Source organism: Lutimaribacter pacificus (genome assembly GCF_900142185.1).
GTDB lineage: Bacteria > Pseudomonadota > Alphaproteobacteria > Rhodobacterales > Rhodobacteraceae > Lutimaribacter > Lutimaribacter pacificus.
This window is the reverse complement of the sequence record NZ_FQZZ01000004.1, coordinates 86776-106614: the sequence shown is the minus strand read 5'-3', so window position 1 is coordinate 106614 and position 19839 is coordinate 86776. Positions and strand designations below refer to the sequence as shown.

Below are 19839 nucleotides of genomic sequence, written 5' to 3'. Positions count from 1 at the left end.
GCCCCCGACGCGACGCTAAGCGCGCCTGTGTTTAGGAATGGTTAACGCCCGCGCCGTTTCGCGGGCCGGCCTTCAGGTTTGCGGCTCGGGCCAGGGGGCAAGCTCAAGCGGCAGGTCGTAGGGCACCGGGTCATAGGTTTTCTCCAGCCCCGCGGCCCGCCATTGCACAAAGGCGGGGTCCGCCATATGCGCCCGCACATAGCCTGCCGCGGCCTCGTCCACCGGCAGGTCGTAACCGGCGATCCGCGCCGCGACCGGGGCGTAGAACACGTCGGCCAGCGAATAGGCCCCGAACAGCCACGGCCCGTCCTGCCCATGCCGCGCGCGGGCCAGTGCCCACAATTCGCCGATCCGGGCGAGGTCGGCGCGCACGGCGTCCGATGGCACGAAGCCGCGATACTGCCCGCGCAACTGCATCGGGCAGGCCCCCCGCAGCGCGCCGAAGCCCGAGTGCATTTCCGCCACCATCCAGCGCGTCAGCGCCCGTGCCGCCGGGTCGGTGGGCCACAGCCCGGCCTGCGGGTGACGCTCGGCCAGCGTTTCGGCCATGGCAAGGCTGTCGCCCACCACGATACCCTCGGCATCGCGCATCACCGGCACCAGCCGCGCCGGGGCAAGGTCCGCCAGGTCTTGCGCCATCGTGCCGTCGTAAAGCCCCACCATGTGCACCCGGTGGGGCAGGCCGAATTTTTCCAGCATCAGCCAGCCGCGCAGCGACCAGCTGGAAAACATCCGGTCGCCGAGGAAAAGATCGTATGTCATGGGGGCTCCTGTCCGTTTCGCGCCAGCTTAGCCGCGCGTGCGCGCGGCACCCTAACGCCTTTTCGTGACCCGGTGCTTCACGGACGGTGATTGATGCGGCCCACCTGCCAGCCATCGCCCGCCCGCGTCAGTTCGGTGACGGACAGGTTGTCGATCCTGTGGCCGAACGCCTCGTAGGCGCCGATGCGCAGGCCCTGTTGCAGCTGTGTCAGGATCACGCCGAAATGCGCCACCGCCACGATATCGTGCCCCGGATGGGCCGCGATCAGCCGCGACACCGCCCGGTCCACCCGTGCCGTCACCTCGTGCCAGCTTTCGCCGCCGGGCGGGCGCAAGTCGCCCGGCTGTTCCCAGAAGGCGCGGATATGGGCCTGGTCCTCGACCTCGTCAAAGCGTTTGAGCTCCCAGTCGCCGAAATGCATCTCGCGCAGGTCGGCATCGTGGGGCAGGCGTGCCCGCCCGCGCGCGATGGCGTCGGCGGTATCGGCCGCGCGCGACAGGTCGGACGAGACCACCACCGCGCCGGGCGGCAGGAATGCGTGCAGCCGGTCCAGCGCCGCCGCGTCGGACAGGTCCGCCGGCAGGTCCGACCAGCCCACCATCGACCGGGCATGGGTCGGGCCGTGGCGCACCCAGAAGACCCGGCTCATGGCAGGGTGCCCTTCAGCGCCAGTGGCAGCCCGGCGGCGACGAACACCACCAGCCCGGCCCGTTCCGCAAGCCGCTGGTTCAACTCGCCCTGCGCCTGCCGGAACCGCCGCGCCAGCGCGTTTTCGGGCACCACCGACAGGCCCAGCTCGTTGCTGACGACGATCACCGGAACCGGGCAGGCGGCCAGCGCCGATATCAGCAGGTCGCCGCCGGTGCCGACATCGTGATCGGCCAGCAGGTGATTGCTGAGCCACATCGTGGCACAATCGAACAGAACCACGCCTTTTGCGTCGGCCAGCGCCGGGGCGGGATCGAACGGGGCCTCGGCCGTGCGCCACCCGGCCCCGCGCCGCGCCCTGTGCGCGGCGATCTTGCCCGCCATCTCGGCGTCACCGGCCTGCGCGGTGGCAAGGTACAACCTTGTTTGCGATGCCCTTTCGGCCAGCCCCTCGGCATACGAGGATTTGCCCGAAGCGGCACCGCCAAGCACGAGGGTCAGGGAAGGAAGCATCGCAGATGTGACTTTTTGTGATCCGGCAGACGCTGTGCCTCGTAACACCGACCAGGCGCCAAGGGAAGGCACGACGCGGAACGGCAGGAAGGGCGCCATGGGGGCGCCTCAACAGACTGGGGGTTTGAAATGGCACTCGATGCACCGCAGGACATGTCCCTGTCGCGGGTTGCGATGAAGGCCGAATTGCTGGATGCCGAAACCGAACGCGCGCTTGCCTATGCCTGGCGCGACCGGCGCGACGAACAGGCGCTGCACCGGCTGATCACCGCCTATATGCGGCTGGCCATTTCGATGGCGTCGAAATTCCGCCGCTACGGCGCCCCGATGGGCGACCTGATACAGGAGGCCAGCCTGGGCCTGATGAAGGCCGCCGACAAGTTCGATCCCGACCGCGGCGTGCGCTTTTCCACCTATGCCGTGTGGTGGATCAAGGCGTCGATCCAGGATTACGTGATGCGCAACTGGTCGATGGTGCGCACCGGCTCGACCTCGAGCCAGAAGTCGCTTTTCTTCAACATGCGCCGGGTTCAGGCCCGGCTTGAACGCGAGGCGCTGGCCCGTGGCGAGGATCTGGACCGCCACCAGATGCGGCAGGCCATCGCGATGGAGATCGGCGTGCCGCTGCACGATGTCGAGATGATGGAGGGCCGGCTGTCGGGCAGCGATTTCTCGCTCAACGCCACGCAATCGACCGAGGACGAGGGCCGCGAATGGATCGACACGATCGAGGACGAGGGCGAACATGCCTCCGAGATCGTCGAGGCCGGGCACGACACCGAAACCCTGCGCGGCTGGCTGGTCGATGCGCTGTCCTCGCTGAACGAGCGTGAGCGGTTCATCGTGACCGAACGCAAGATCCGGGACGAGCCGCGCACGCTGGAAAGCCTGGGCAACGAACTGGGCCTTTCCAAGGAACGCGTGCGCCAGCTTGAGGCCGCGGCCTTTCAGAAGATGCGGAAAAAGCTGGAAAGCCAGTCGAAAGAGGTGCATTCCTTCCTGGCATGAACAGGTTGATTCTTTCCCTCCTGTTTCTAGCCACGGCCGCCGCCGCGTCCGAGCCCGAAACATCCCAAATCGTGATCCTGGGCGAGGTGCATGACAACCCCGCCCATCACACCGTGCAGGCCGAGTGGACCGGGCAACTGGCGCCCTCTGCCATCGTGTTCGAAATGCTGACGCCCGATCAGGCCGCGCTTGCGACGCCGGATCTGCGCGGCGATGCGCAGGCGCTGGAACAGGCGCTTGGCTGGGCCGCGTCGGGCTGGCCCGATTTCGCCATGTATCACCCGATCTTTGCCGCCGCGCCACGGGCCGCGATCTATGGCGCCGCGGTGCCGCGCGATGCCGCCCGCGCCGCGTTCGGGACCGGGATCGCCGAAAGCTTCGGCGAGGACGCCGCCCGCTATGGCCTGAGCGATCCGCTGCCGCAGGCGCAGCTCGAGGCGCGGCTGGAATTCCAGGCCGCCGCCCATTGCGACGCGCTGCCGGACGAGATGCTGCCCCGGATGGTCGGATTGCAGCGCCTGCGCGACGCGGTGCTGGCACGCACGGCGCTGACCGCGCTGGACGATACCGGCGGCCCGGTCGTGGTGATCACCGGCAACGGCCATGCGCGCAAGGATTGGGGGATGCCGGTCTATATCCGCGCCGCGCGGCCCGATGTGACGCTGTTCGCGCTGGGCCAGTCCGAGGCCGGGCAGGTGACCGGCGCGTTCGACAAGGTGGTGGATGCCGCCCCGGCCGAACGCGAAGACCCCTGCGCCGCCTTCGCCAAGGATTGAGTTTGCCCCGCTGGCCCCGTAACACTGGTGCGCAACCATCGGCGGAGGGATCATGCTGGGCGACAAACGGATTCTACTGATCATCGGCGGCGGGATCGCGGCCTATAAATGCCTCGACCTGATCCGCCGCCTGCGGGAACGCGGCGCATCGGTCACACCGGTCATGACCCGTGCGGCCGGCGAATTCGTGACGCCCCTGTCGGTCGCAGCGCTGGCGGGCGAAGAGGTGCATGGCGACCTGTTCGACCTGACCAAAGAGGCCGAGATGGGCCATATCCAGCTCAGCCGCGTGGCCGACCTGGTGGTGGTGGCCCCGGCAACCGCCGACCTGCTGGGCCGGATGGCGGGCGGGCTGGCCTCCGACCTGGCGACGACCCTGCTGATGGCGACCGACACCCCGGTGCTGTGCGCCCCGGCGATGAACGTGCGGATGTGGGAACACCCCGCCACGCAGCGCAACGTCGCGCAACTGCGCACCGATGGCATCCGCTTTGTCGGGCCCAACGACGGCGACATGGCCTGTGGCGAGTTCGGCCCCGGCCGGATGGCCGAACCGCTGGAAATCGCCGCCGCCATCGAGGATGCGATGGGGCGGGGGCCGCTGGCGGGCAAGCGGGTGGTCGTGACCTCGGGGCCCACGGTCGAACCGATCGACCCGGTGCGCTATATCTCGAACCATTCCTCGGGGGCTCAGGGCGCCGCCATCGGCCGCGCGCTGGCCGGGCTTGGCGCCGAGGTGGTGTTCGTCACCGGCCCCGCGCAGGTCGCCCCGCCCGAGGGCGTCGAGGTGGTGCGCATCACCACCGCGCAGCAGATGCTCGACGCCGTGCAGGCGGCGCTGCCGGCGGACGCGGTCATATGCGCCGCCGCCGTCGCCGACTGGCGCGTGGCCGAGGTGGCGGCATCCAAGATGAAAAAGACAAAGGGCGCGCTGCCCACGCTGTCATTCGCCGAAAACCCCGACATCCTGGCGACGATATCGCAGATGAAAAAGGGCCGCCCCCCGCTGGTGGTGGGCTTTGCCGCCGAAACCGACGACGTGGTGGCCAATGCCACCGCCAAACGCGCGCGCAAGGGCTGCGACTGGATCGTGGCCAACGATGTCTCGCCCGGAACCGGCACCTTCGGCGGTGCGGAAAACACCGTGCATATCATCCGCGAGGACGGGGTCGAGGACTGGCCGCGCATGGGCAAACAAGAGGTGGCCGACCGGCTGGCCCGCCGCATCGCCGAGGCGCTGGATGGTTAGGGCGGATGCCTTCGGCGAGAGTATTTTCGGAACGATGAAGGGATGGTTGCGGACATGGTGAGCGTGCAACTGACATGGACCGCCGAGGCCGACCGCACCCTGCCGCTGCCCGCCTATGAAACGGACGGGGCCGCGGGGGCGGATCTGCGGGCGAATTTCCCCGCCGACGCGCGCGCGGGCGTGACGCTTGCCCCCGGCGCGCGGGCGCTGATCCCGACCGGGCTGCGGCTGGCGATCCCGGCGGGATACGAGGTGCAGGTCAGGCCGCGCTCGGGCCTGGCGCTGAAACACGGGATTACTCTGCCCAACAGCCCCGGCACCATCGACAGCGATTATCGCGGGCCGCTGGGGGTGATCGTGCTGAACGCGGGGCAGGAGGCGTTTCACATCGCCCACGGCGACCGCATCGCGCAGATGATCGTGGCCCCGGTGCTGCGGGCGGCGTTCGACCTGGTGGGCGATCTGGACGATACCGCGCGCGGCGCGGGCGGCTTCGGGTCGACCGGGCGCGGCTGATGGTGCTGGTCCTGATCCTGGCGGCGGCGCTGTGGGGCGTCGGCATGGCGCTGGGCACGCCCCGGCGGATGCGCTGGGCGATGATCGGTCTGCTGTGGTTGGGCGTGGTGCTGCTGCACCTGCTTTTGCCCGCGGGCAACCCGCTGCGGCTGGCCACCGGTGAAAGCGCCGCACCCTGGCTGCTGCTGGGCGGTGGCGTGGCGCTGGTGTTGGCCTATCGACAGGGGTTGCGCCACCTGCGGGCGCGGGCGGTCGGTGCGCAATCGCCCGAACCGGCGCAAGGGCCGTTTAGCGCGACCGAACTCAACCGATACGCCCGCCACATCGTGCTGCGCGAGATCGGCGGCACCGGCCAGCGCAAGCTGAAAGAGGCGCGCATGCTGGTGATCGGCGCGGGCGGGCTGGGCAGCCCGGCGCTGATGTACCTGGCGGCGAGCGGCGTGGGCACCATCGGCGTGATCGACGATGACGTGGTCGAGGGATCGAACCTGCAGCGGCAGGTCATCCACACCGACGACCGGATCGGGATGCCCAAGGTGTTCTCGGCCGAGGTGGCGATCAGGGCGCTGAACCCGTTTGTCACCCTGCGCCCCTATCACCGGCGGCTGACGCCCGACATCGCGGCCGGGCTGTTTTCCGATTATGACGTGATCCTGGACGGGACCGACAATTTCGACACCCGCTATCTTGCCAACGAGGTCGCCCATGCGCAGGGCAAGCCGCTGGTATCGGGCGCGCTGTCGCAATGGGAGGGGCAGGTAAGCGTGTTCGACACCGCGCGCGGAACCCCCTGCTATCGCTGCATCTTTCCCGATCCTCCCGCGCCGGGCCTTGCGCCCTCCTGCGCCGAGGCGGGGGTGTTTTCGCCGCTGCCGGGGATCATCGGCACGATAATGGCGGGCGAGGCGGTCAAGCTGATCACCGGCGCGGGCGAGCCCCTGCGCGGCGCCATGACGATCCATGACGCGCTTTATGCCGATACCCGGCGGATCACATTGAAGAAACGCCCGGACTGCCCGGTCTGCGGCCACCCCGTTGAGGAGACGAGCACATGACGAACCCGCTTTTGCAGGATTGGGACACGCCCTTTGAAATCGCGCCGTTCGACCGGATCGCGGATACCGATTTCGCCCCCGCTTTCGACGCCGCACTGGCCGAGCACGAGGGCGAGGTCGCGGCCATCGCCGACACCCCCGAGCCGCCCACATTCGCCAACACGATCGAGGCGCTGGAGGCGGCGGGCAAGCTGCTCGACCGGGTGCTGGGCACGTTCTTTACCGTGGCGGGTGCCGACAGCAACGAGGCGCGCGAGGCGTTGCAGCGCGCGTTCTCGCCCCGGCTGGCCGCCCATTCCGCCGCGATCACCGGCAACAAGGCACTGTTCCGGCGGATCGAAACGCTGTGGCAGGACCGCGAAACGCTGGACCTGACGCCGGAACAGGCGCGTGTGCTGATGCTGACGCGGCGCGGTTTCGTGCGGTCAGGCGCGGCGCTGACCGGGGCAGAAGACGCGCGGATGACCGAGATCAAGTCGCGCCTTGCGGTGCTGGGCACCGAGTTCACACAGAACCTGCTGGCGGACGAACGCGACTGGTTCATGGAACTGTCCGAGGCCGATCTGGACGGGCTGCCCGCGTTCCTGATCGCGGCGGCGCGCGAGGCGGGGCGCGAAAAGGGGCTGGACGGGCCGGTCATCACCACCTCGCGTTCGCTGGCGACGCCGTTCCTGCAAAGCTCGCCCCGCCGTGCGCTGCGCGAAAAGGTCTGGCGGGCCTTCACCTCGCGCGGGGCGCGCGGGGGCAAGACCGACAATCGTGCGATTGCGGCGGAAATACTGGCCCTGCGCAAGGAACGCGCGGCGCTGCTGGGCTATGACAGCTTTGCCGATTACAAGCTGGAAACCGAGATGGCGGGCACGCCTTCTGCCGTGCGCGAGTTGCTGATGGCGGTCTGGGAGCCGGCAAAGGCGCGGGCCGGGGCAGATGCGAAGGTGCTGGAGGAGATGCTGCACGCCGACGGCCTGACCGGCCCGCTGGAGCCGTGGGACTGGCACTATTACGCCGCCCGTCGCCGCCGGGCCGAGCATGACATGGACGAGGCGGAGCTGAAGCCCTACCTGCAGCTCGACCGGATGATCGAGGCGGCATTCACCTGCGCGAACCGGCTGTTCGGGCTGACGTTCGCGCCGCTGGACATCCCGCTCTACCACCCCGATTGCCGGGCGTGGGAGGTGACGCGCAATGGTGCCCATGTCGCTGTTTTCATTGGCGATTACTTTGCGCGCGGATCGAAGAGGTCGGGCGCGTGGTGTTCGGCCATGCGGGGGCAGGCGAGGTTCCCGCAGGGCCAGGCGCCGGTGGTGATCAACGTGTGCAATTTCGCCAAGGGCGATCCGGCGCTTTTGTCCTATGACGATGCGCGGACGCTGTTTCACGAGTTCGGCCATGCGCTGCACCAGATGTTGTCGGACGTGACCTATGAATCGATCTCGGGCACCTCGGTGGCGCGGGATTTCGTGGAGCTGCCCAGCCAGCTTTACGAACACTGGCTGGAGGTGCCCGAGGTGCTGCGCGAATTCGCAACCCACGCCGAAACCGGCGAGCCGATGCCGCAGGCGATGCTGGACAAGGTGCTGGAGGCGGCGAATTTCGACCAGGGGTTCCAGACCGTCGAATATGTCGCCTCGGCGCTGGTGGACCTGGAGTTTCACCTGGGCGATCCGCCGGCCGATCCGATGCAGAAACAGGCTGAAATCCTTGAGGAAATCGGGATGCCGCGGGCCATCGCCATGCGCCACGCGACACCGCACTTCGCGCATGTGTTTTCCGGCGACGGCTATTCCTCGGGCTATTATTCCTACATGTGGTCCGAGGTGATGGATGCCGACGCGTTCGAGGCGTTCCGCGAAGCCGGCGATGCCTTTGATGCGGACACCGCGCAGGCGCTGGAGGATAACATCCTGTCGCGGGGCGGGTCGGTCGAGGCGGCGGAACTGTACGAGCGGTTCCGGGGCCGTCTGCCGGGGGTCGAGGCGCTGCTGAAGGGGCGCGGGCTGATCGCGGCGTGAGGGGGCGGCGCTGTCAGGCGGGTTTGCCCTTGCCCGGCCTTAGATACGGGGCGCCATCGCGATAGCCGCCATGTATCAGGCGACCGTATTCCGCGATTTCCGGGAAATCGTCCTGCCAATCGCGGAAGCGGTCATTGCTGACGATGGGCGCGTTCCTGTCCCGCGCGACCTGTAAAAGGAAAACGTCGGCTGGCTGTCCCTTGGGCGAAACCAGAACATGCCTGGTTGGGAGGTTGAGGTGTCGTGCCAGCGTGGCATCGTTCATGTATCGACCGGAAAGCTTGTATCCGACGTTGGCATCAAAGATTACCCCCACCTCGTGTCCGTTTGCTGCGAGCGCCTGCACCACGTCGCGGACGATCGTGATATTCGGGTTCCCTCCGTTCCAGTGCATGACGTTCGAGCCGTCAATGAGGATCGTTTTGCCGGCCGTCCGAGGACCGCGCAAGCGACGCCGCAGGCAGTACAGCCAGGCAAGCGCGGCAATGGCGGCGATCCCCAGGGCGGGCATCTGCATGGGCTGACCGTCTATCACCGGGTTGATCAGGGCCGTTGCCAAAGCCGCAAGTGTGACCGCGAGCCAGAGAAAGATCATGTTCCGGCCCTTGCCTCAGATCGTCTGGTCGTATTCGCCCACGCCGGGCTCGGTGCGGATCACCGCGTCGATGTCGTGGAAGATCGCGCGCATCTCGTCCCCGGACTGGCTGCTTTCGCAGACCACCACAAGGTTGGGCGTGTTGCTCGACGCCCGCACCAGCCCCCAGGAGCCGTTGTCGAGGATCACGCGCGCGCCGTTGACGGTCACGACCTCCTTGATCGGGCGTCCGGCGATGGTGTCGCCGGCCTCGGCCTTGGCGACGAGTTTCTGCACCAGCCGGTCGAGGATATCGTATTTCTCGGTATCGGCGGCATAGGGCGACATGGTGGGTGTCGACCATGTTCTCGGCAGCGCCTTGCGCAGGTCCGACATCGACATGTCCGGGTTGCGGTCCATCAGCTTGCAGATCTCGACCGCGACGCGCATCCCGCAATCGTAGCCGCGGCCAACCGGCTCGGCCAGGAAGTAGTGGCCGGATTTCTCGAACCCCGCCAGCGCGCCGATTTCCTTGACCCGGCGTTTCATGTGGCTGTGCCCGGTTTTCCAGTAATCGGCCTTTACGCCGTTTTTTTGCAACTCGGGATCGCTGGCGAACAGCCCGGTGGATTTCACATCGGCCACGAAGGTCGAACCGGGGTAGAGCCTGGACAGGTCGCGCGCCATGATGACGCCGACCTTGTCGGCGAATATCTCCTCGCCCTCGTCATCGACCACGCCGCAGCGGTCGCCGTCGCCGTCGAAGCCCAGGGCGAAATCGGCGCCTGTGGCTTTGACGGTCGCGGCCATGTCGTGCAGCATTTCCATCGCTTCGGGGTTGGGGTTGTAGTTGGGAAAGGTGTAATCCAGCTCGTTATGGCTGGGGATCACCTCGACCCCGATACGTTCGAAAAGCTCGGGCGCAAAGGCCGAGGCGGTGCCGTTGCCGGTGGCGCAGACCACGCGCAGCTTGCGTGACATGCGGAAATCGCCCACGAGGTCGTCGAGATACGCCTCGCGCACGCCGTGGACGAATTCGTAACCGCCGCCGGGGGCGGGCTGGCCTTCGCCGTTCAGCACGATGTCGCGCAGCTCGGCCATCTCGTCGGGGCCGTGGGTCAGCGGGCGGTCAAAGCCCATCTTGACCCCGGTCCAGCCGTTGGGGTTGTGGCTGGCCGTGACCATCGCCACCGCGGGCACGTCCAGGTGAAACTGTGCGAAATAGGCCATCGGCGACAGTGCGGGGCCGATATCCCTGACCTGGATACCGGCCTGTATCAGCCCGACGATCAGCGCGTTCTTGATCGACAGCGAATAGTCGCGGTAATCGTTGCCGACCGCGATCACCGGGGCGATGCCGCGCTTGCGCATCTGCGTGCCCAGCCCGAGGCCAAGCGCCGTCATGCCGGGCAGGTTGATCTCGTCGGGGTATTTCCAGCGCGCGTCGTATTCGCGGAAACCGGTGGGCGCGATCATCGGGTCGCGCAGGAATTCCCATGTGTTGGGCTTGGATTTCGGCAAGGGTCTGGTCATGAAATAAGGGCCTTGTTCGCGGTCGCGTCAGAGGATGATCGGGTTGGATTTGGCGATCCGGTCGATGTCCATCAGCACAGACAGCAGCGCGGGCATGTCCTGCAGGCGGATCATGTTCGGCCCGTCGCTGGGGGCGTTGTCGGGGTCCTGGTGGGTTTCGATGAACACCGCCGCGACGCCCACGGCCACCGCCGCGCGGGCCATGACGGGGGCGAATTCGCGCTTGCCCCCCGAGGCGCCGCCAAGCCCGCCGGGCTGTTGCACGGCATGGGTGGCGTCCATCACCACCGGATAGCCGGTCTGCGCCATCTGCGGCAGCGAGCGCATGTCCGCCACCAGCGTGTTGTAACCGAAGCTGACGCCGCGTTCGGTCAGCAGGATGCGGTGATTGCCGGTGCTGGCGACCTTGTCGGCGACATTGGCCATGTCCCAGGGGGCAAGGAACTGCCCCTTCTTGATGTTGATCGCGGCGCCGGTTTCGCCCGCGGCCAGCAACAGGTCGGTCTGGCGGCACAGGAACGCGGGGATCTGCAGCACATCGGCCACTTCGGCCACGGGGGCGCATTGGGCGATCTCGTGGATATCGGTCAGCACGGGCACATCGAGCGCGGATTTCACGCCCGCCAGCACCGACAGGCCCTGGTCCATCCCCAGCCCGCGCTTGCCCGACAGCGAGGTGCGGTTGGCCTTGTCGAAACTGCCCTTGAAGATGAATTGCGCGCCGACGGCTTCGCAGGCCTCTTTCATGGTGCCGGCGATCATCTGGGCGTGATCGTCGCTTTCCAGCTGGCAGGGGCCGGCGATCACCGTCAGCGGGGCGTCGTTGGCAACGCGGAGCTTTCCGATTTCGACGACGCGCATCAGCTTGAGACCTGTTCGCGCAGGATGGAGGCGGTGAGTGAGACCATGAGGTAAATTCCCGAGAAGATAAGGAAGGCCAGGATCGTGTTTTCGAACTTGCGCGGATAGGTCGGCGCGTCCGGGGCCACGGGTTCCACGCTGGTGGTGAGGTAGCGCACCTGGCGGTTCGCCTCAAGCTCGGTCTGTTTCATGTTCTGCAGCGCGGATTGCAGGAACAGGTCGGCGGTGGCCAGGTCGGCCTGCGCCATCTGGATTTCCGATGCCTTCTGCGCCAGCGAATTCTCGCCCTCGGTGGCGTCGGTCAGGCGGCTGTTCTGCTGGGCCAGCTCGTCCTGGATCAGGGTGATCTCGGTGCGCAGGCTGTCGACCCTGGCACGGTTCGGGCGGGTGTTGGTCAACTGGCCGTTCAGTTCCAGCTTTTTCTCGACAAGCTGCGCCTCGAGCGTGCCGATAAGCGAGCGGATGCTGGCGATCTCGCCCTCGGGGTCGAGGATCGTGCTTTCCTGCAGGGCGACCAGCGCCGCCTGCGCCTCGCGGCGTTCCAGCTTGGCGGTTTCCAGGCTCTGGCGCGCGTCCTTCATCTGGTCCTCGCGCTTTTCGCGGCTGAGCTGGTCGACGCGTTCCTCGGCATAGTCGATCAGGTGGTGCGAGAAATCGGCCGAAACCGCCGGATCGGCGGCCACGACCTCCATGCGGATGACGCCCTCGGTCGGGTCGTAGCCGATCTTGACGTTCTTCTTGAACAGCTTGTAGGCGGCCTCGTCGCTGGCGCCGTCGGACAGGCGTTGCACGGGGTCGATGAACTGCTGGCTGAAATGCGCCTTGAAGGCCATGTCGGTGTTCAGGCGCTGCATCGCGTCGCGCGATTGCAGGTAGGATTGCGTGGCGATGCTGTCCTGGTTGGTGGCGAATTGCGTGCCGCTGAGCAGCCCGCCAAGGCCGCTGCCGCCCTGCGAATCCGCCTGCATCACCAGGAATTCGGACTTGGTGGCGTACATCGGCGTGGCGATGGTGTAGAAATACCACCCGCAGATCACCGTCGGCAGGAGCACGAAGAAGGACAGCCGCGTCAGCAGCAGCGCCAGCTTGCGGCGGCGGCGGCGGGCGATGTCGCGCTGGATGTTGCGGATCTCGCTGGCGCGGCGTTCGGCCGGGGCGATCTCGGTCGAGGGGAGGGTTTCGCCGGCGGGCATGGTCTGGGGCAGTTGCACGCGGTCGGCCGGCACCTTCGCGGTCGCCATCTGCAATCCGTTCATCGGCTGCACCCCGCCCTCGCCGGTGCCGTGTTCGCCCTCGGGCACGACAAGTTCCAGCATCGTCGAACGCTGGAACGGGTCGATCCCGGCCTCGCGCAGCAGGCGCACGGCGTCGAAATCGCTGGTGGGGGCCAACCCGTGTTTCTGCGCCACGCGCCGCGCCATGCGCAGCTGCCGGCCGGTCAGCCCCTCGCGGCGGATCGCGTCGATCCGGGCGTCGACGGCGGTTTCGCGGGCCGAGGCGACCTGCCCGCTGCGCGCGGGTTCGGGCTGCGGGGCGGCTGCGGGGCCGGGCCGGGGCACCTCGCGCGGGGCGTCCTGCGCGGGTTTGTCCGGGGCCGCAGCGGTATTGTGCGGTCGCGGGGCCATGGCGTCGGGGCCGCTGCGGCGGATACGGAACTTCCTAGCCTTGGGTTTCGTAGTCATAGAGCTGTTTCGCTTCTTCCAAGGAGTCGAACATGTATAGCTTGCCGCCCATCAGAACGGCAGCCGAACGGGCGAATTTTTCCAGGGTCTGCGGCTGGTGCGACACGATCACCACCGTTGTCGTGCGCAGGCGTTCCTGCAGGATTTCCCCGGCCTTGCGGTTGAATTCGACATCGGTCGAGCCGGGCATGCCCTCGTCGATCAGGTAGATGTCGAAATCGAGCGCCAGCATCAGCGCGAAGGAAAACCGCGCCCGCATCCCCGAGGAATAGGTGCCGAGCGGCTGTTCGAAATATTCGCCCAGGTTGCACATCCAGCGGCAGAACGCCTCGACGTAATCGGGGTCGAGCCCGTAGAGCCGGGCGATGTAGCGGCTGTTTTCCACCGCCGAGATCTTGTTGACGACACCGCCCATGAAGCCCAGCGGAAAGCTGATCTTGGCTTCGCGGCGGATATGGCCCTCATCGGGTTTTTCCAGCCCCGCCATCATGTTGATGAGGGTGGTCTTGCCGGTGCCGTTGGGGGCGAGGATGCCGAGCGAGTTGCCGAGGTCCACCCGGAACGACACGCGGTCGAGGATCACCTTGCGCTGGGTGCCCGTCCAGAAGGACTTACTCACATTGTCGAACTCGATCATTCGGGCTCCGGCTGCTCGGAATGCGCCTGGTCCCTCTTACCCGGGAACGCGTTAACGCAGAATTGACCATGGATGCCGGCACTATGCCGGACCGGGCTTTTGAATTACAGCCTTTATGGGCAAAAGTAAGGCGGATTCACGGGGAAAGTTGACAATTCGGAAAACCCGGCCCGGGGACGGCCGACCATGGCAGGCAGGGTCCGTGTGGTCATCCGGCCGGCCGGGCCGGTGCGCGCGGGCCGTGCCTGTGGCGGAATGGCGCTGATTTCGCTGCAAGGGGGCCTTTTCCTGAACTGACTTGCCCGTTACAAGGGCCCCGGCCCGGGCTTGCAGAGTCGCGGGCCTTTTCGAATTATACGGCACTCAGCCTACCAGGGACACCGACCAACCATGTCCATTTTCGACAAGATGCCCGGCCTGTTTTCCTCCGACATGGCCATCGACCTCGGCACCGCGAATACACTTGTCTACGTCAAGGGCCGGGGGGTGATCCTGTCGGAACCGTCGGTGGTGGCCTATCACGTCAAGGACGGTGTGAAAAAGGTGCTGGCCGTGGGCGAGGACGCCAAGCTGATGCTGGGCCGCACCCCGGGCTCGATCGAGGCGATCCGGCCGATGCGCGACGGCGTGATCGCCGATTTCGACACGGCCGAGGAAATGATCAAGCATTTCATCCGCAAGGTCCACAAACGCTCGACCTTTTCCAAGCCCAAGATCATCGTCTGCGTGCCCCATGGCGCGACGCCGGTGGAGAAGCGCGCGATCCGGCAGTCGGTGCTGTCGGCGGGCGCGCGGCGTGCCGGGCTGATCGCCGAGCCCATCGCGGCGGCGATCGGGGCGGGGATGCCGATCACCGATCCCACCGGCTCGATGGTGGTGGATATCGGCGGCGGCACGACCGAGGTGGCGGTCCTGTCGCTGGGCGATATCGTCTATGCCCGCTCGGTCCGGGTGGGCGGCGACCGCATGGATGAGGCGATCATCAACTACCTGCGGCGCCAGCAGAACCTGCTGGTGGGCGAATCCACCGCCGAGCGGATCAAGACCAGCATCGGCACCGCGCGGATGCCCGATGACGGGCGCGGCGCGTCGATGCAGATTCGCGGCCGCGACCTGCTGAACGGCGTGCCCAAGGAAACCGAGATCAGCCAGGCCCAGGTGGCCGAGGCGCTGGCCGAGCCGGTGCAGCAGATCTGCGAGGCGGTGATGACCGCGCTGGAGGCGACACCGCCCGACCTGGCGGCCGATATCGTGGATCGCGGCGTCATGCTGACGGGGGGCGGTGCATTACTGGGCGATCTGGACCTGGCGCTGCGCGAACAGACCGGGCTGGCGGTGTCGATCGCGGACGAGTCGCTGAATTGCGTGGCTCTGGGCACCGGAAAGGCGCTGGAATACGAAAAGCAGCTGCGCCACGCGATTGACTACGACAGCTGACGCGCCCACCTTTTGACCAAGGGGGTAACTTGGCAAAGGAACGGACCAAAGACGAGGATTATGTCGGTCCCCTGCGGCGGCTGCTGACGGGGGTGCTGATCCTGTGTCTGGCCGGCCTGTTCCTGGCATGGCGGATCGACAGCCCGCGGGTCGAGCGGATGCGCGCCCAGATCACCGATGCGGTGGTGCCGAATTTCGAATGGATGCTGACCCCGCTGACCGCGACGGTAAACCTGTTCCGCGACTTCCAGAGCTATCAGCGCGTGGTCGGGCAGAACCAGGAACTGCGCCGCGAATTGCAGCAGATGAAGGCGTGGAAAGAGGCCGCGCTGCAGCTTGAGCAGGAAAACGCCCGGCTGATGGACCTGAACAAGGTGCGGCTGGACCCGCGGCTGACCCATGTGACGGGGGTGGTGCTGGCCGACAGCGGATCGCCCTTCCGCCAGTCGGTGCTGCTGAACGTGGGCGCGCGCGACGGCATCGTCGACGGCTGGGCCACGATGGACGGGATCGGGCTGGTGGGGCGGATCTCGGGCGTGGGGGAAAACACCGCGCGGGTGATCCTGCTGACCGACAGCGCCAGCCGAATCCCCGCGATCATCCAGCCCTCGGGGCAGCGGGCGCTGGTGCAGGGCGACAACACGGTGGCGCCGCCGGTTTCGTTCCTTGAAAACCGCGACGTGGTGCGGCCCGGCGACCGGGTGGTGACGGCGGGCGATGGCGGGGTGTTTCCCGCCGGGCTGCTGATCGGGCAGGTGGCCGAGGACCCGGGCGGGCGGCTGCGGGTGCGGCTGGCGGCGGATTACGAGCGGCTGGAATTCCTGCGCGTGCTGCGTAACCCCGGCACCGAAACCCTGCGCGACCCCGGCGCGCTGGTGGTGCCGATGTCGGGCGTTGCCGGCCCCGCCCCGGCGGAAGAGGCGAATGCCGCGCCGCTGGCCGGTCAGGAGGCGGGCGATGATTGACCAGTCCCCCCTGCGGCTGTGGTCGATGCGCGCGGCCTATCTGGGCCTGGCGCTGGCCATCATCCTGCTCCAGCTCATGCCGCTGGAATTCACGCCGCGCCGTTTCGCGCCGCCCGATTACCTGATCTGCCTGAGCTTTGCCTGGGCAGTGCGGCGGCCGGAATACGTGCCCGCACCGGCGATCGCGCTGGCGATTCTGCTGGCCGACCTGCTGTTCCAGCGCCCGCCGGGGCTGCTGGCGGTGCTGGTTCTTGGCGGGGCGGAGCTGCTCAAGCGGCAGATGCGCGGCCTGCGCGACCAGCCCTTCCTGATGGAATGGCTGAGCGTGGCGATCGTCATAGTGGGGGTATCCCTGACCTACCGGCTGGTGGCGGCGATCTTCCTGATCCCGCAGGCACCGCTGTCGCTGACCGCGATTCAGGCGCTGGGCACGATTCTGGTCTATCCGCTGGTGGTTCTGCTATCCTATGCCGTGCTGGGGCTGCGGAAATCCGCCCCCGGCGAGGTGGACACGCTGGGGCATCGGTTATGAGGCGCAATCCGAAGGACAGCCAGGACGGACAGCGCCGCCTGACGCGGCGGGCGCTGGTGATGGGCGGGCTGCAGGCCGGGTTCATCGGCCTGCTCGGGCTGCGTATGCGGTTCCTGCAGGTCGAACAGGCCGACGAGTTCCGGCTGCTGGCCGAGGAAAACCGCATTAACATCCGTCTGATCCCGCCCGCGCGCGGCCAGATCTTCGACCGCAACGGCGCGGTGATCGCGGAAAACGTGCCGTCCTACCGCATCACGATGGTGCGCGAGGATGCCGGCGACATGGAACTGGTGCTGCGGCGGCTGTCGGCGCTGGTCGATATCACCCCGGAAGAGATCGAGCGCGCGCGCGCCGACCTGGAAAAGCTGCGCGGCGACACGCCGGTCACCATCGCCGACCGGGTCAGCTGGGAAGAGATATCTCGGGTCGCGGTGAACGGCCCCGCGCTGCCCGGCGTCACGCCCGAGGTCGGGCTCAGCCGCCACTATCCCAGCGGCCCGGATTTCGCCCATGTGGTCGGCCGGGTCGGCCCGGTCAGCGATTTCGACCTGTCGCGCATCGAAGACCCCGATCCGCTGCTGCGCATCCCGCGGTTCCAGATCGGCAAGGTCGGGGTCGAGGCCGAGGCCGAAGAGCTGTTGCGTGGCAAGGCGGGCATCAAGCGCGTCGAGGTGAACGCCGCCGGCCGGGTGATGCGCGAGCTTGACCGCCGGGAGGGCCATGCCGGGGGCAACCTGCAACTGAGCGTGGACAGCGACCTGCAGGAATTCGTGCAGGCCCGCCTTGGCAATCAAAGCGCTGCCGCGGTGGTCATGGATTGCGAAACCGGCGACCTGCTGGCGGTGGCGTCGTCGCCCAGCTATGACCCCAACCTGTTCGTGCGCGGCATTTCCGTGGGCGATTACGCGTCCCTGACCGAGAACGAGTACCGCCCGCTGGTGCCCAAGACGGTGCAGGGGCTGTATCCGCCGGGCTCGACCTTCAAGATGGTGACGGCGCTGGCCGCGCTGGAGGCGGGGATCGTCACCGCCGACGAGACCGTCTATTGCCCCGGCCACCTGGAGGTCGCCGGGCGCCGGTTCCATTGCTGGAAACGCGCCGGCCATGGCAGCATGGACCTGGAAAGCTCGCTGCGGGAAAGCTGCGATGTCTATTACTACGACCTGGCGCTGAAGGTCGGGATCGAGAAGATCTCGGAAATGGCGCGGCGGCTGGGGCTGGGCGTCGCCTTCGACGTGCCGATGTCGTCTGTCAAGGCCGGGGTCGCGCCGACGAAGGCGTGGAAGATGGAACGCTTCGGCCAGGACTGGGTGATCGGCGACACGGTCAACGCCTCGATCGGGCAGGGCTATGTTCTGACTTCGCCGCTGCAACTGGCGGTGATGAGCGCGCGGATCGCCACCGGGCGCAGCGTGACGCCCCGGCTGATCAAATCGGTGGACGGGATGGAACAGCCCACCGGACATGGCGAGGATATGGGCCTTGACCCGGGCAACCTGCGGCAGGTGCGCCGGGCGATGTTCTCGGTCAGCAACAACCGCCGCGGCACCGCCTATGCCAGCCGCATCCTGACCGACGAATTCCGCATGGCGGGCAAGACCGGCACCAGCCAGGTGCGCAACATCACCGCCGACGAACGCCGCCGCGGCATCACCCGGAACGAGGACCTGCCCTGGGACCGGCGCGACCATGCGCTGTTCGTGAATTTCGCGCCCTTCGATGCGCCGCGGATCGCGGTGTCGGTGGTGGTCGAACATGGCGGCGGCGGATCGGCCGTCGCGGCGCCCATCGCGCGCGACGTGACCTTGCAGGCGCTGTATGACGGCAACCCGCCGCTCGATGCCTATCCAGCGAAGGATCGCAGCCGCATCAAGGCGTTGCAGGACCGGCTGCGCCGCGAACGCGAGGCGCGCGAGAAAGAGGCGCAGGGCCGCGCATGAGCTATCTCGAATACACGGTCAAATACGTCCCCGCGGGGCCGCGCAAGCTGCTGTACCTGAACTGGCCCGTCGCGCTGCTGCTGGTGGCGGTGGCCAGCGTCGGGTTCCTGATGCTCTATTCGGTGGCGGGCGGATCGTTCAGCCCCTGGGCCGAACCGCAGATGAAACGCTTTGCCGCCGGCTTCGTGCTGATGGTGATCGTGGCGATGGTGCCGATCTGGTTCTGGCGCAACGTGGCCGCCGTGGCCTATGGCGCGTCGATCCTGCTGCTTTTCGGGGTCGAGTTCTTCGGCTCGGTCGGGATGGGCGCGCAACGCTGGATCGACCTCGGGATCATCCGGCTGCAACCCTCCGAGGTGACCAAGATCACGCTGGTGATGCTGCTCGCGGCCTATTACGACTGGCTGCCGATGAAGAAGGTCTCGCACCCGCTATGGGTGGCCTTGCCGGTGTTCTTCATCCTGCTGCCCACGGCGCTGGTGCTGATGCAGCCCGATCTCGGCACCTCGTTGCTGCTGGTCGTGGGGGGGGGCGCGATGATGTTCCTTGCGGGGGTGCACTGGGCCTATTTCGCGGCCGTCATCGCCGCCGGGATCGGGCTGGTCGCGGCGGTGTTCGAATCCCGCGGCACGTCGTGGCAATTGCTGAAGGATTACCAGTACCGCCGCATCGACACCTTCCTGGACCCCAGCCAGGACCCGCTGAACGCGGGCTATCACATCACCCAGTCCAAGATCGCGCTGGGCTCGGGCGGGTGGGCCGGCAAGGGATTCATGCAGGGCACGCAAAGCCGGCTGAACTTCCTGCCCGAAAAGCACACCGATTTCATATTCACCACGCTGGCCGAGGAATTCGGCTTTGTGGGCGCGGCGTCGCTGCTGCTGCTTTACGCGCTGATCATCGTCTTCTGCGTGATCTCGGCGCTGAACAACAAGGACCGGTTTTCGTCGCTCCTGATCTTCGGCATCGCGCTGACCTTTTTCCTGTTCTTCGCGGTCAACATGTCGATGGTGATGGGGCTGGCGCCGGTGGTGGGCGTGCCCCTGCCGCTGGTCAGCTATGGCGGATCGGCGATGCTTGTGCTGATGGCCGCCTTCGGCCTGGTCCAGAGCGCCCATGTCCACAGACCGAGGTAAGA

At 67.2% G+C, this 19839-nt stretch carries 19 protein-coding genes; 11 read left to right on the top strand and 8 right to left on the bottom strand.

The features are described from left to right. Positions 1-72: 72 nt before the first annotated feature. From F3H87_RS11910 to cobU, 3 genes are all read right to left on the bottom strand, one after another. Positions 73-762, bottom strand: a complete 690-nt coding sequence (locus F3H87_RS11910) for a glutathione S-transferase (protein WP_149788508.1) — start codon at positions 760-762, stop codon at positions 73-75. A 77-nt stretch (positions 763-839) separates the two neighbouring features. Continuing rightward, complete coding sequence (locus tag F3H87_RS11905; RefSeq protein ID WP_149788509.1) at positions 840-1412, bottom strand: histidine phosphatase family protein; 573 nt, start codon at positions 1410-1412, stop codon at positions 840-842. Then, positions 1409-1924: a bifunctional adenosylcobinamide kinase/adenosylcobinamide-phosphate guanylyltransferase gene (gene cobU, locus F3H87_RS11900; RefSeq protein WP_149788510.1), complete on the bottom strand. Its 516-nt coding sequence runs from the start codon at positions 1922-1924 to the stop codon at positions 1409-1411. The genes F3H87_RS11905 and cobU overlap by 4 nt, the downstream gene beginning before the upstream one ends. A 129-nt stretch (positions 1925-2053) precedes the next feature. On the opposite strand from cobU, the gene F3H87_RS11895 reads away from it, so the two are divergent. From F3H87_RS11895 to F3H87_RS11870, 6 genes are read left to right on the top strand one after another with little or no spacing between them, the layout of a single operon-like run. Further along, positions 2054-2932, top strand: coding sequence for an RNA polymerase factor sigma-32 (locus F3H87_RS11895; RefSeq protein WP_149788511.1), 879 nt, complete (start codon positions 2054-2056; stop codon positions 2930-2932). Next, positions 2929-3708, top strand: a complete 780-nt coding sequence (locus F3H87_RS11890; protein WP_149788512.1) for a ChaN family lipoprotein — start codon at positions 2929-2931, stop codon at positions 3706-3708. Before F3H87_RS11895 ends, F3H87_RS11890 begins: the two co-directional genes overlap by 4 nt. Before the next feature lie 52 nt (positions 3709-3760). Continuing rightward, positions 3761-4957, top strand: coding sequence for a bifunctional phosphopantothenoylcysteine decarboxylase/phosphopantothenate--cysteine ligase CoaBC (coaBC, locus tag F3H87_RS11885; RefSeq protein ID WP_149788513.1), 1197 nt, complete (start codon positions 3761-3763; stop codon positions 4955-4957). A 42-nt stretch (positions 4958-4999) separates the two neighbouring features. Continuing rightward, positions 5000-5473, top strand: a complete 474-nt coding sequence (gene dut, locus F3H87_RS11880; RefSeq protein WP_394852165.1) for a dUTP diphosphatase — start codon at positions 5000-5002, stop codon at positions 5471-5473. Beyond that, positions 5473-6528: a HesA/MoeB/ThiF family protein gene (locus F3H87_RS11875; protein ID WP_149788514.1), complete on the top strand. Its 1056-nt coding sequence runs from the start codon at positions 5473-5475 to the stop codon at positions 6526-6528. Before dut ends, F3H87_RS11875 begins: the two co-directional genes overlap by 1 nt. After that, complete coding sequence (locus F3H87_RS11870; RefSeq protein ID WP_149788515.1) at positions 6525-8540, top strand: M3 family metallopeptidase; 2016 nt, start codon at positions 6525-6527, stop codon at positions 8538-8540. The genes F3H87_RS11875 and F3H87_RS11870 overlap by 4 nt, the downstream gene beginning before the upstream one ends. A gap of 13 nt (positions 8541-8553) precedes the next feature. On the opposite strand, the gene F3H87_RS11865 is transcribed toward F3H87_RS11870, so the two are convergent. Genes F3H87_RS11865 through F3H87_RS11845 form a run of 5 tightly spaced genes read right to left on the bottom strand, consistent with a single transcriptional unit; the run spans position 8554 to position 13827 of the window. Continuing rightward, on the bottom strand, positions 8554-9135 hold the full coding sequence (locus F3H87_RS11865) for an NYN domain-containing protein (RefSeq protein ID WP_223228049.1): 582 nt from the start codon (positions 9133-9135) through the stop codon (positions 8554-8556). Between the two features lie 15 nt (positions 9136-9150). Continuing rightward, positions 9151-10647 (bottom strand): phosphomannomutase/phosphoglucomutase, encoded by a 1497-nt coding sequence (locus F3H87_RS11860; RefSeq protein ID WP_149788516.1) that lies wholly within the window; start codon positions 10645-10647, stop codon positions 9151-9153. Positions 10648-10674: 27 nt separating this feature from the next. Then, positions 10675-11508 carry a 3-deoxy-8-phosphooctulonate synthase gene (gene kdsA, locus F3H87_RS11855; protein ID WP_149788517.1) on the bottom strand — a complete coding sequence of 278 codons (834 nt, stop codon included), beginning with the start codon at positions 11506-11508 and terminating at the stop codon, positions 10675-10677. Beyond that, the gene (locus F3H87_RS11850; RefSeq protein WP_149788518.1) at positions 11508-13190 is read right to left on the bottom strand and encodes a capsule biosynthesis protein; all 1683 of its coding nucleotides are present in this window, start codon (positions 13188-13190) and stop codon (positions 11508-11510) included. The genes kdsA and F3H87_RS11850 overlap by 1 nt, the downstream gene beginning before the upstream one ends. Beyond that, positions 13168-13827, bottom strand: coding sequence for an ABC transporter ATP-binding protein (locus F3H87_RS11845; RefSeq protein WP_149788519.1), 660 nt, complete (start codon positions 13825-13827; stop codon positions 13168-13170). The genes F3H87_RS11850 and F3H87_RS11845 overlap by 23 nt, the downstream gene beginning before the upstream one ends. Positions 13828-14217: 390 nt before the next feature. Between F3H87_RS11845 and F3H87_RS11840 the strand changes: the two genes are divergently transcribed. The 5 genes from F3H87_RS11840 to rodA are packed head-to-tail and all read left to right on the top strand — an operon-like array spanning position 14218 to position 19837. Next, a complete protein-coding gene (locus F3H87_RS11840; protein ID WP_149788520.1) occupies positions 14218-15264 on the top strand; it encodes a rod shape-determining protein in 1047 nt (348 codons plus the stop codon). Between the two features lie 29 nt (positions 15265-15293). Then, positions 15294-16229 carry a rod shape-determining protein MreC gene (gene mreC / locus F3H87_RS11835; RefSeq protein ID WP_149788521.1) on the top strand — a complete coding sequence of 312 codons (936 nt, stop codon included), beginning with the start codon at positions 15294-15296 and terminating at the stop codon, positions 16227-16229. Beyond that, positions 16222-16761: a rod shape-determining protein MreD gene (locus F3H87_RS11830; RefSeq protein ID WP_149788522.1), complete on the top strand. Its 540-nt coding sequence runs from the start codon at positions 16222-16224 to the stop codon at positions 16759-16761. The genes mreC and F3H87_RS11830 overlap by 8 nt, the downstream gene beginning before the upstream one ends. Beyond that, on the top strand, positions 16758-18701 hold the full coding sequence (gene mrdA, locus F3H87_RS11825) for a penicillin-binding protein 2 (protein ID WP_149788523.1): 1944 nt from the start codon (positions 16758-16760) through the stop codon (positions 18699-18701). Before F3H87_RS11830 ends, mrdA begins: the two co-directional genes overlap by 4 nt. Then, positions 18698-19837 (top strand): rod shape-determining protein RodA, encoded by a 1140-nt coding sequence (rodA, locus tag F3H87_RS11820; RefSeq protein WP_149788524.1) that lies wholly within the window; start codon positions 18698-18700, stop codon positions 19835-19837. The genes mrdA and rodA overlap by 4 nt, the downstream gene beginning before the upstream one ends. The last annotated feature ends 2 nt before the right edge of the window (positions 19838-19839 follow it).

Excerpts from the sequence above, each read along its gene's own strand:
- coaBC (WP_149788513.1), top strand. The coding sequence starts at position 3,761 with ATGCTGGGCGACAAACGGATTCTACTGATCATCGGCGGCGGGATCGCG.
- F3H87_RS11860 (WP_149788516.1), bottom strand. The coding sequence starts at position 10,647 with ATGACCAGACCCTTGCCGAAATCCAAGCCCAACACATGGGAATTCCTG.
- F3H87_RS11840 (WP_149788520.1), top strand. The coding sequence starts at position 14,218 with ATGTCCATTTTCGACAAGATGCCCGGCCTGTTTTCCTCCGACATGGCC.
- F3H87_RS11870 (WP_149788515.1), top strand. The coding sequence starts at position 6,525 with ATGACGAACCCGCTTTTGCAGGATTGGGACACGCCCTTTGAAATCGCG.
- F3H87_RS11830 (WP_149788522.1), top strand. The coding sequence starts at position 16,222 with ATGATTGACCAGTCCCCCCTGCGGCTGTGGTCGATGCGCGCGGCCTAT.
- F3H87_RS11905 (WP_149788509.1), bottom strand. The coding sequence starts at position 1,412 with ATGAGCCGGGTCTTCTGGGTGCGCCACGGCCCGACCCATGCCCGGTCG.
- dut (WP_394852165.1), top strand. The coding sequence starts at position 5,000 with ATGGTTGCGGACATGGTGAGCGTGCAACTGACATGGACCGCCGAGGCC.
- mrdA (WP_149788523.1), top strand. The coding sequence starts at position 16,758 with ATGAGGCGCAATCCGAAGGACAGCCAGGACGGACAGCGCCGCCTGACG.
- F3H87_RS11865 (WP_223228049.1), bottom strand. The coding sequence starts at position 9,135 with ATGATCTTTCTCTGGCTCGCGGTCACACTTGCGGCTTTGGCAACGGCC.
- F3H87_RS11910 (WP_149788508.1), bottom strand. The coding sequence starts at position 762 with ATGACATACGATCTTTTCCTCGGCGACCGGATGTTTTCCAGCTGGTCG.
- F3H87_RS11890 (WP_149788512.1), top strand. The coding sequence starts at position 2,929 with ATGAACAGGTTGATTCTTTCCCTCCTGTTTCTAGCCACGGCCGCCGCC.
- kdsA (WP_149788517.1), bottom strand. The coding sequence starts at position 11,508 with ATGCGCGTCGTCGAAATCGGAAAGCTCCGCGTTGCCAACGACGCCCCG.
- F3H87_RS11895 (WP_149788511.1), top strand. The coding sequence starts at position 2,054 with ATGGCACTCGATGCACCGCAGGACATGTCCCTGTCGCGGGTTGCGATG.
- F3H87_RS11875 (WP_149788514.1), top strand. The coding sequence starts at position 5,473 with ATGGTGCTGGTCCTGATCCTGGCGGCGGCGCTGTGGGGCGTCGGCATG.
- cobU (WP_149788510.1), bottom strand. The coding sequence starts at position 1,924 with ATGCTTCCTTCCCTGACCCTCGTGCTTGGCGGTGCCGCTTCGGGCAAA.
- rodA (WP_149788524.1), top strand. The coding sequence starts at position 18,698 with ATGAGCTATCTCGAATACACGGTCAAATACGTCCCCGCGGGGCCGCGC.
- F3H87_RS11845 (WP_149788519.1), bottom strand. The coding sequence starts at position 13,827 with ATGATCGAGTTCGACAATGTGAGTAAGTCCTTCTGGACGGGCACCCAG.
- F3H87_RS11850 (WP_149788518.1), bottom strand. The coding sequence starts at position 13,190 with ATGACTACGAAACCCAAGGCTAGGAAGTTCCGTATCCGCCGCAGCGGC.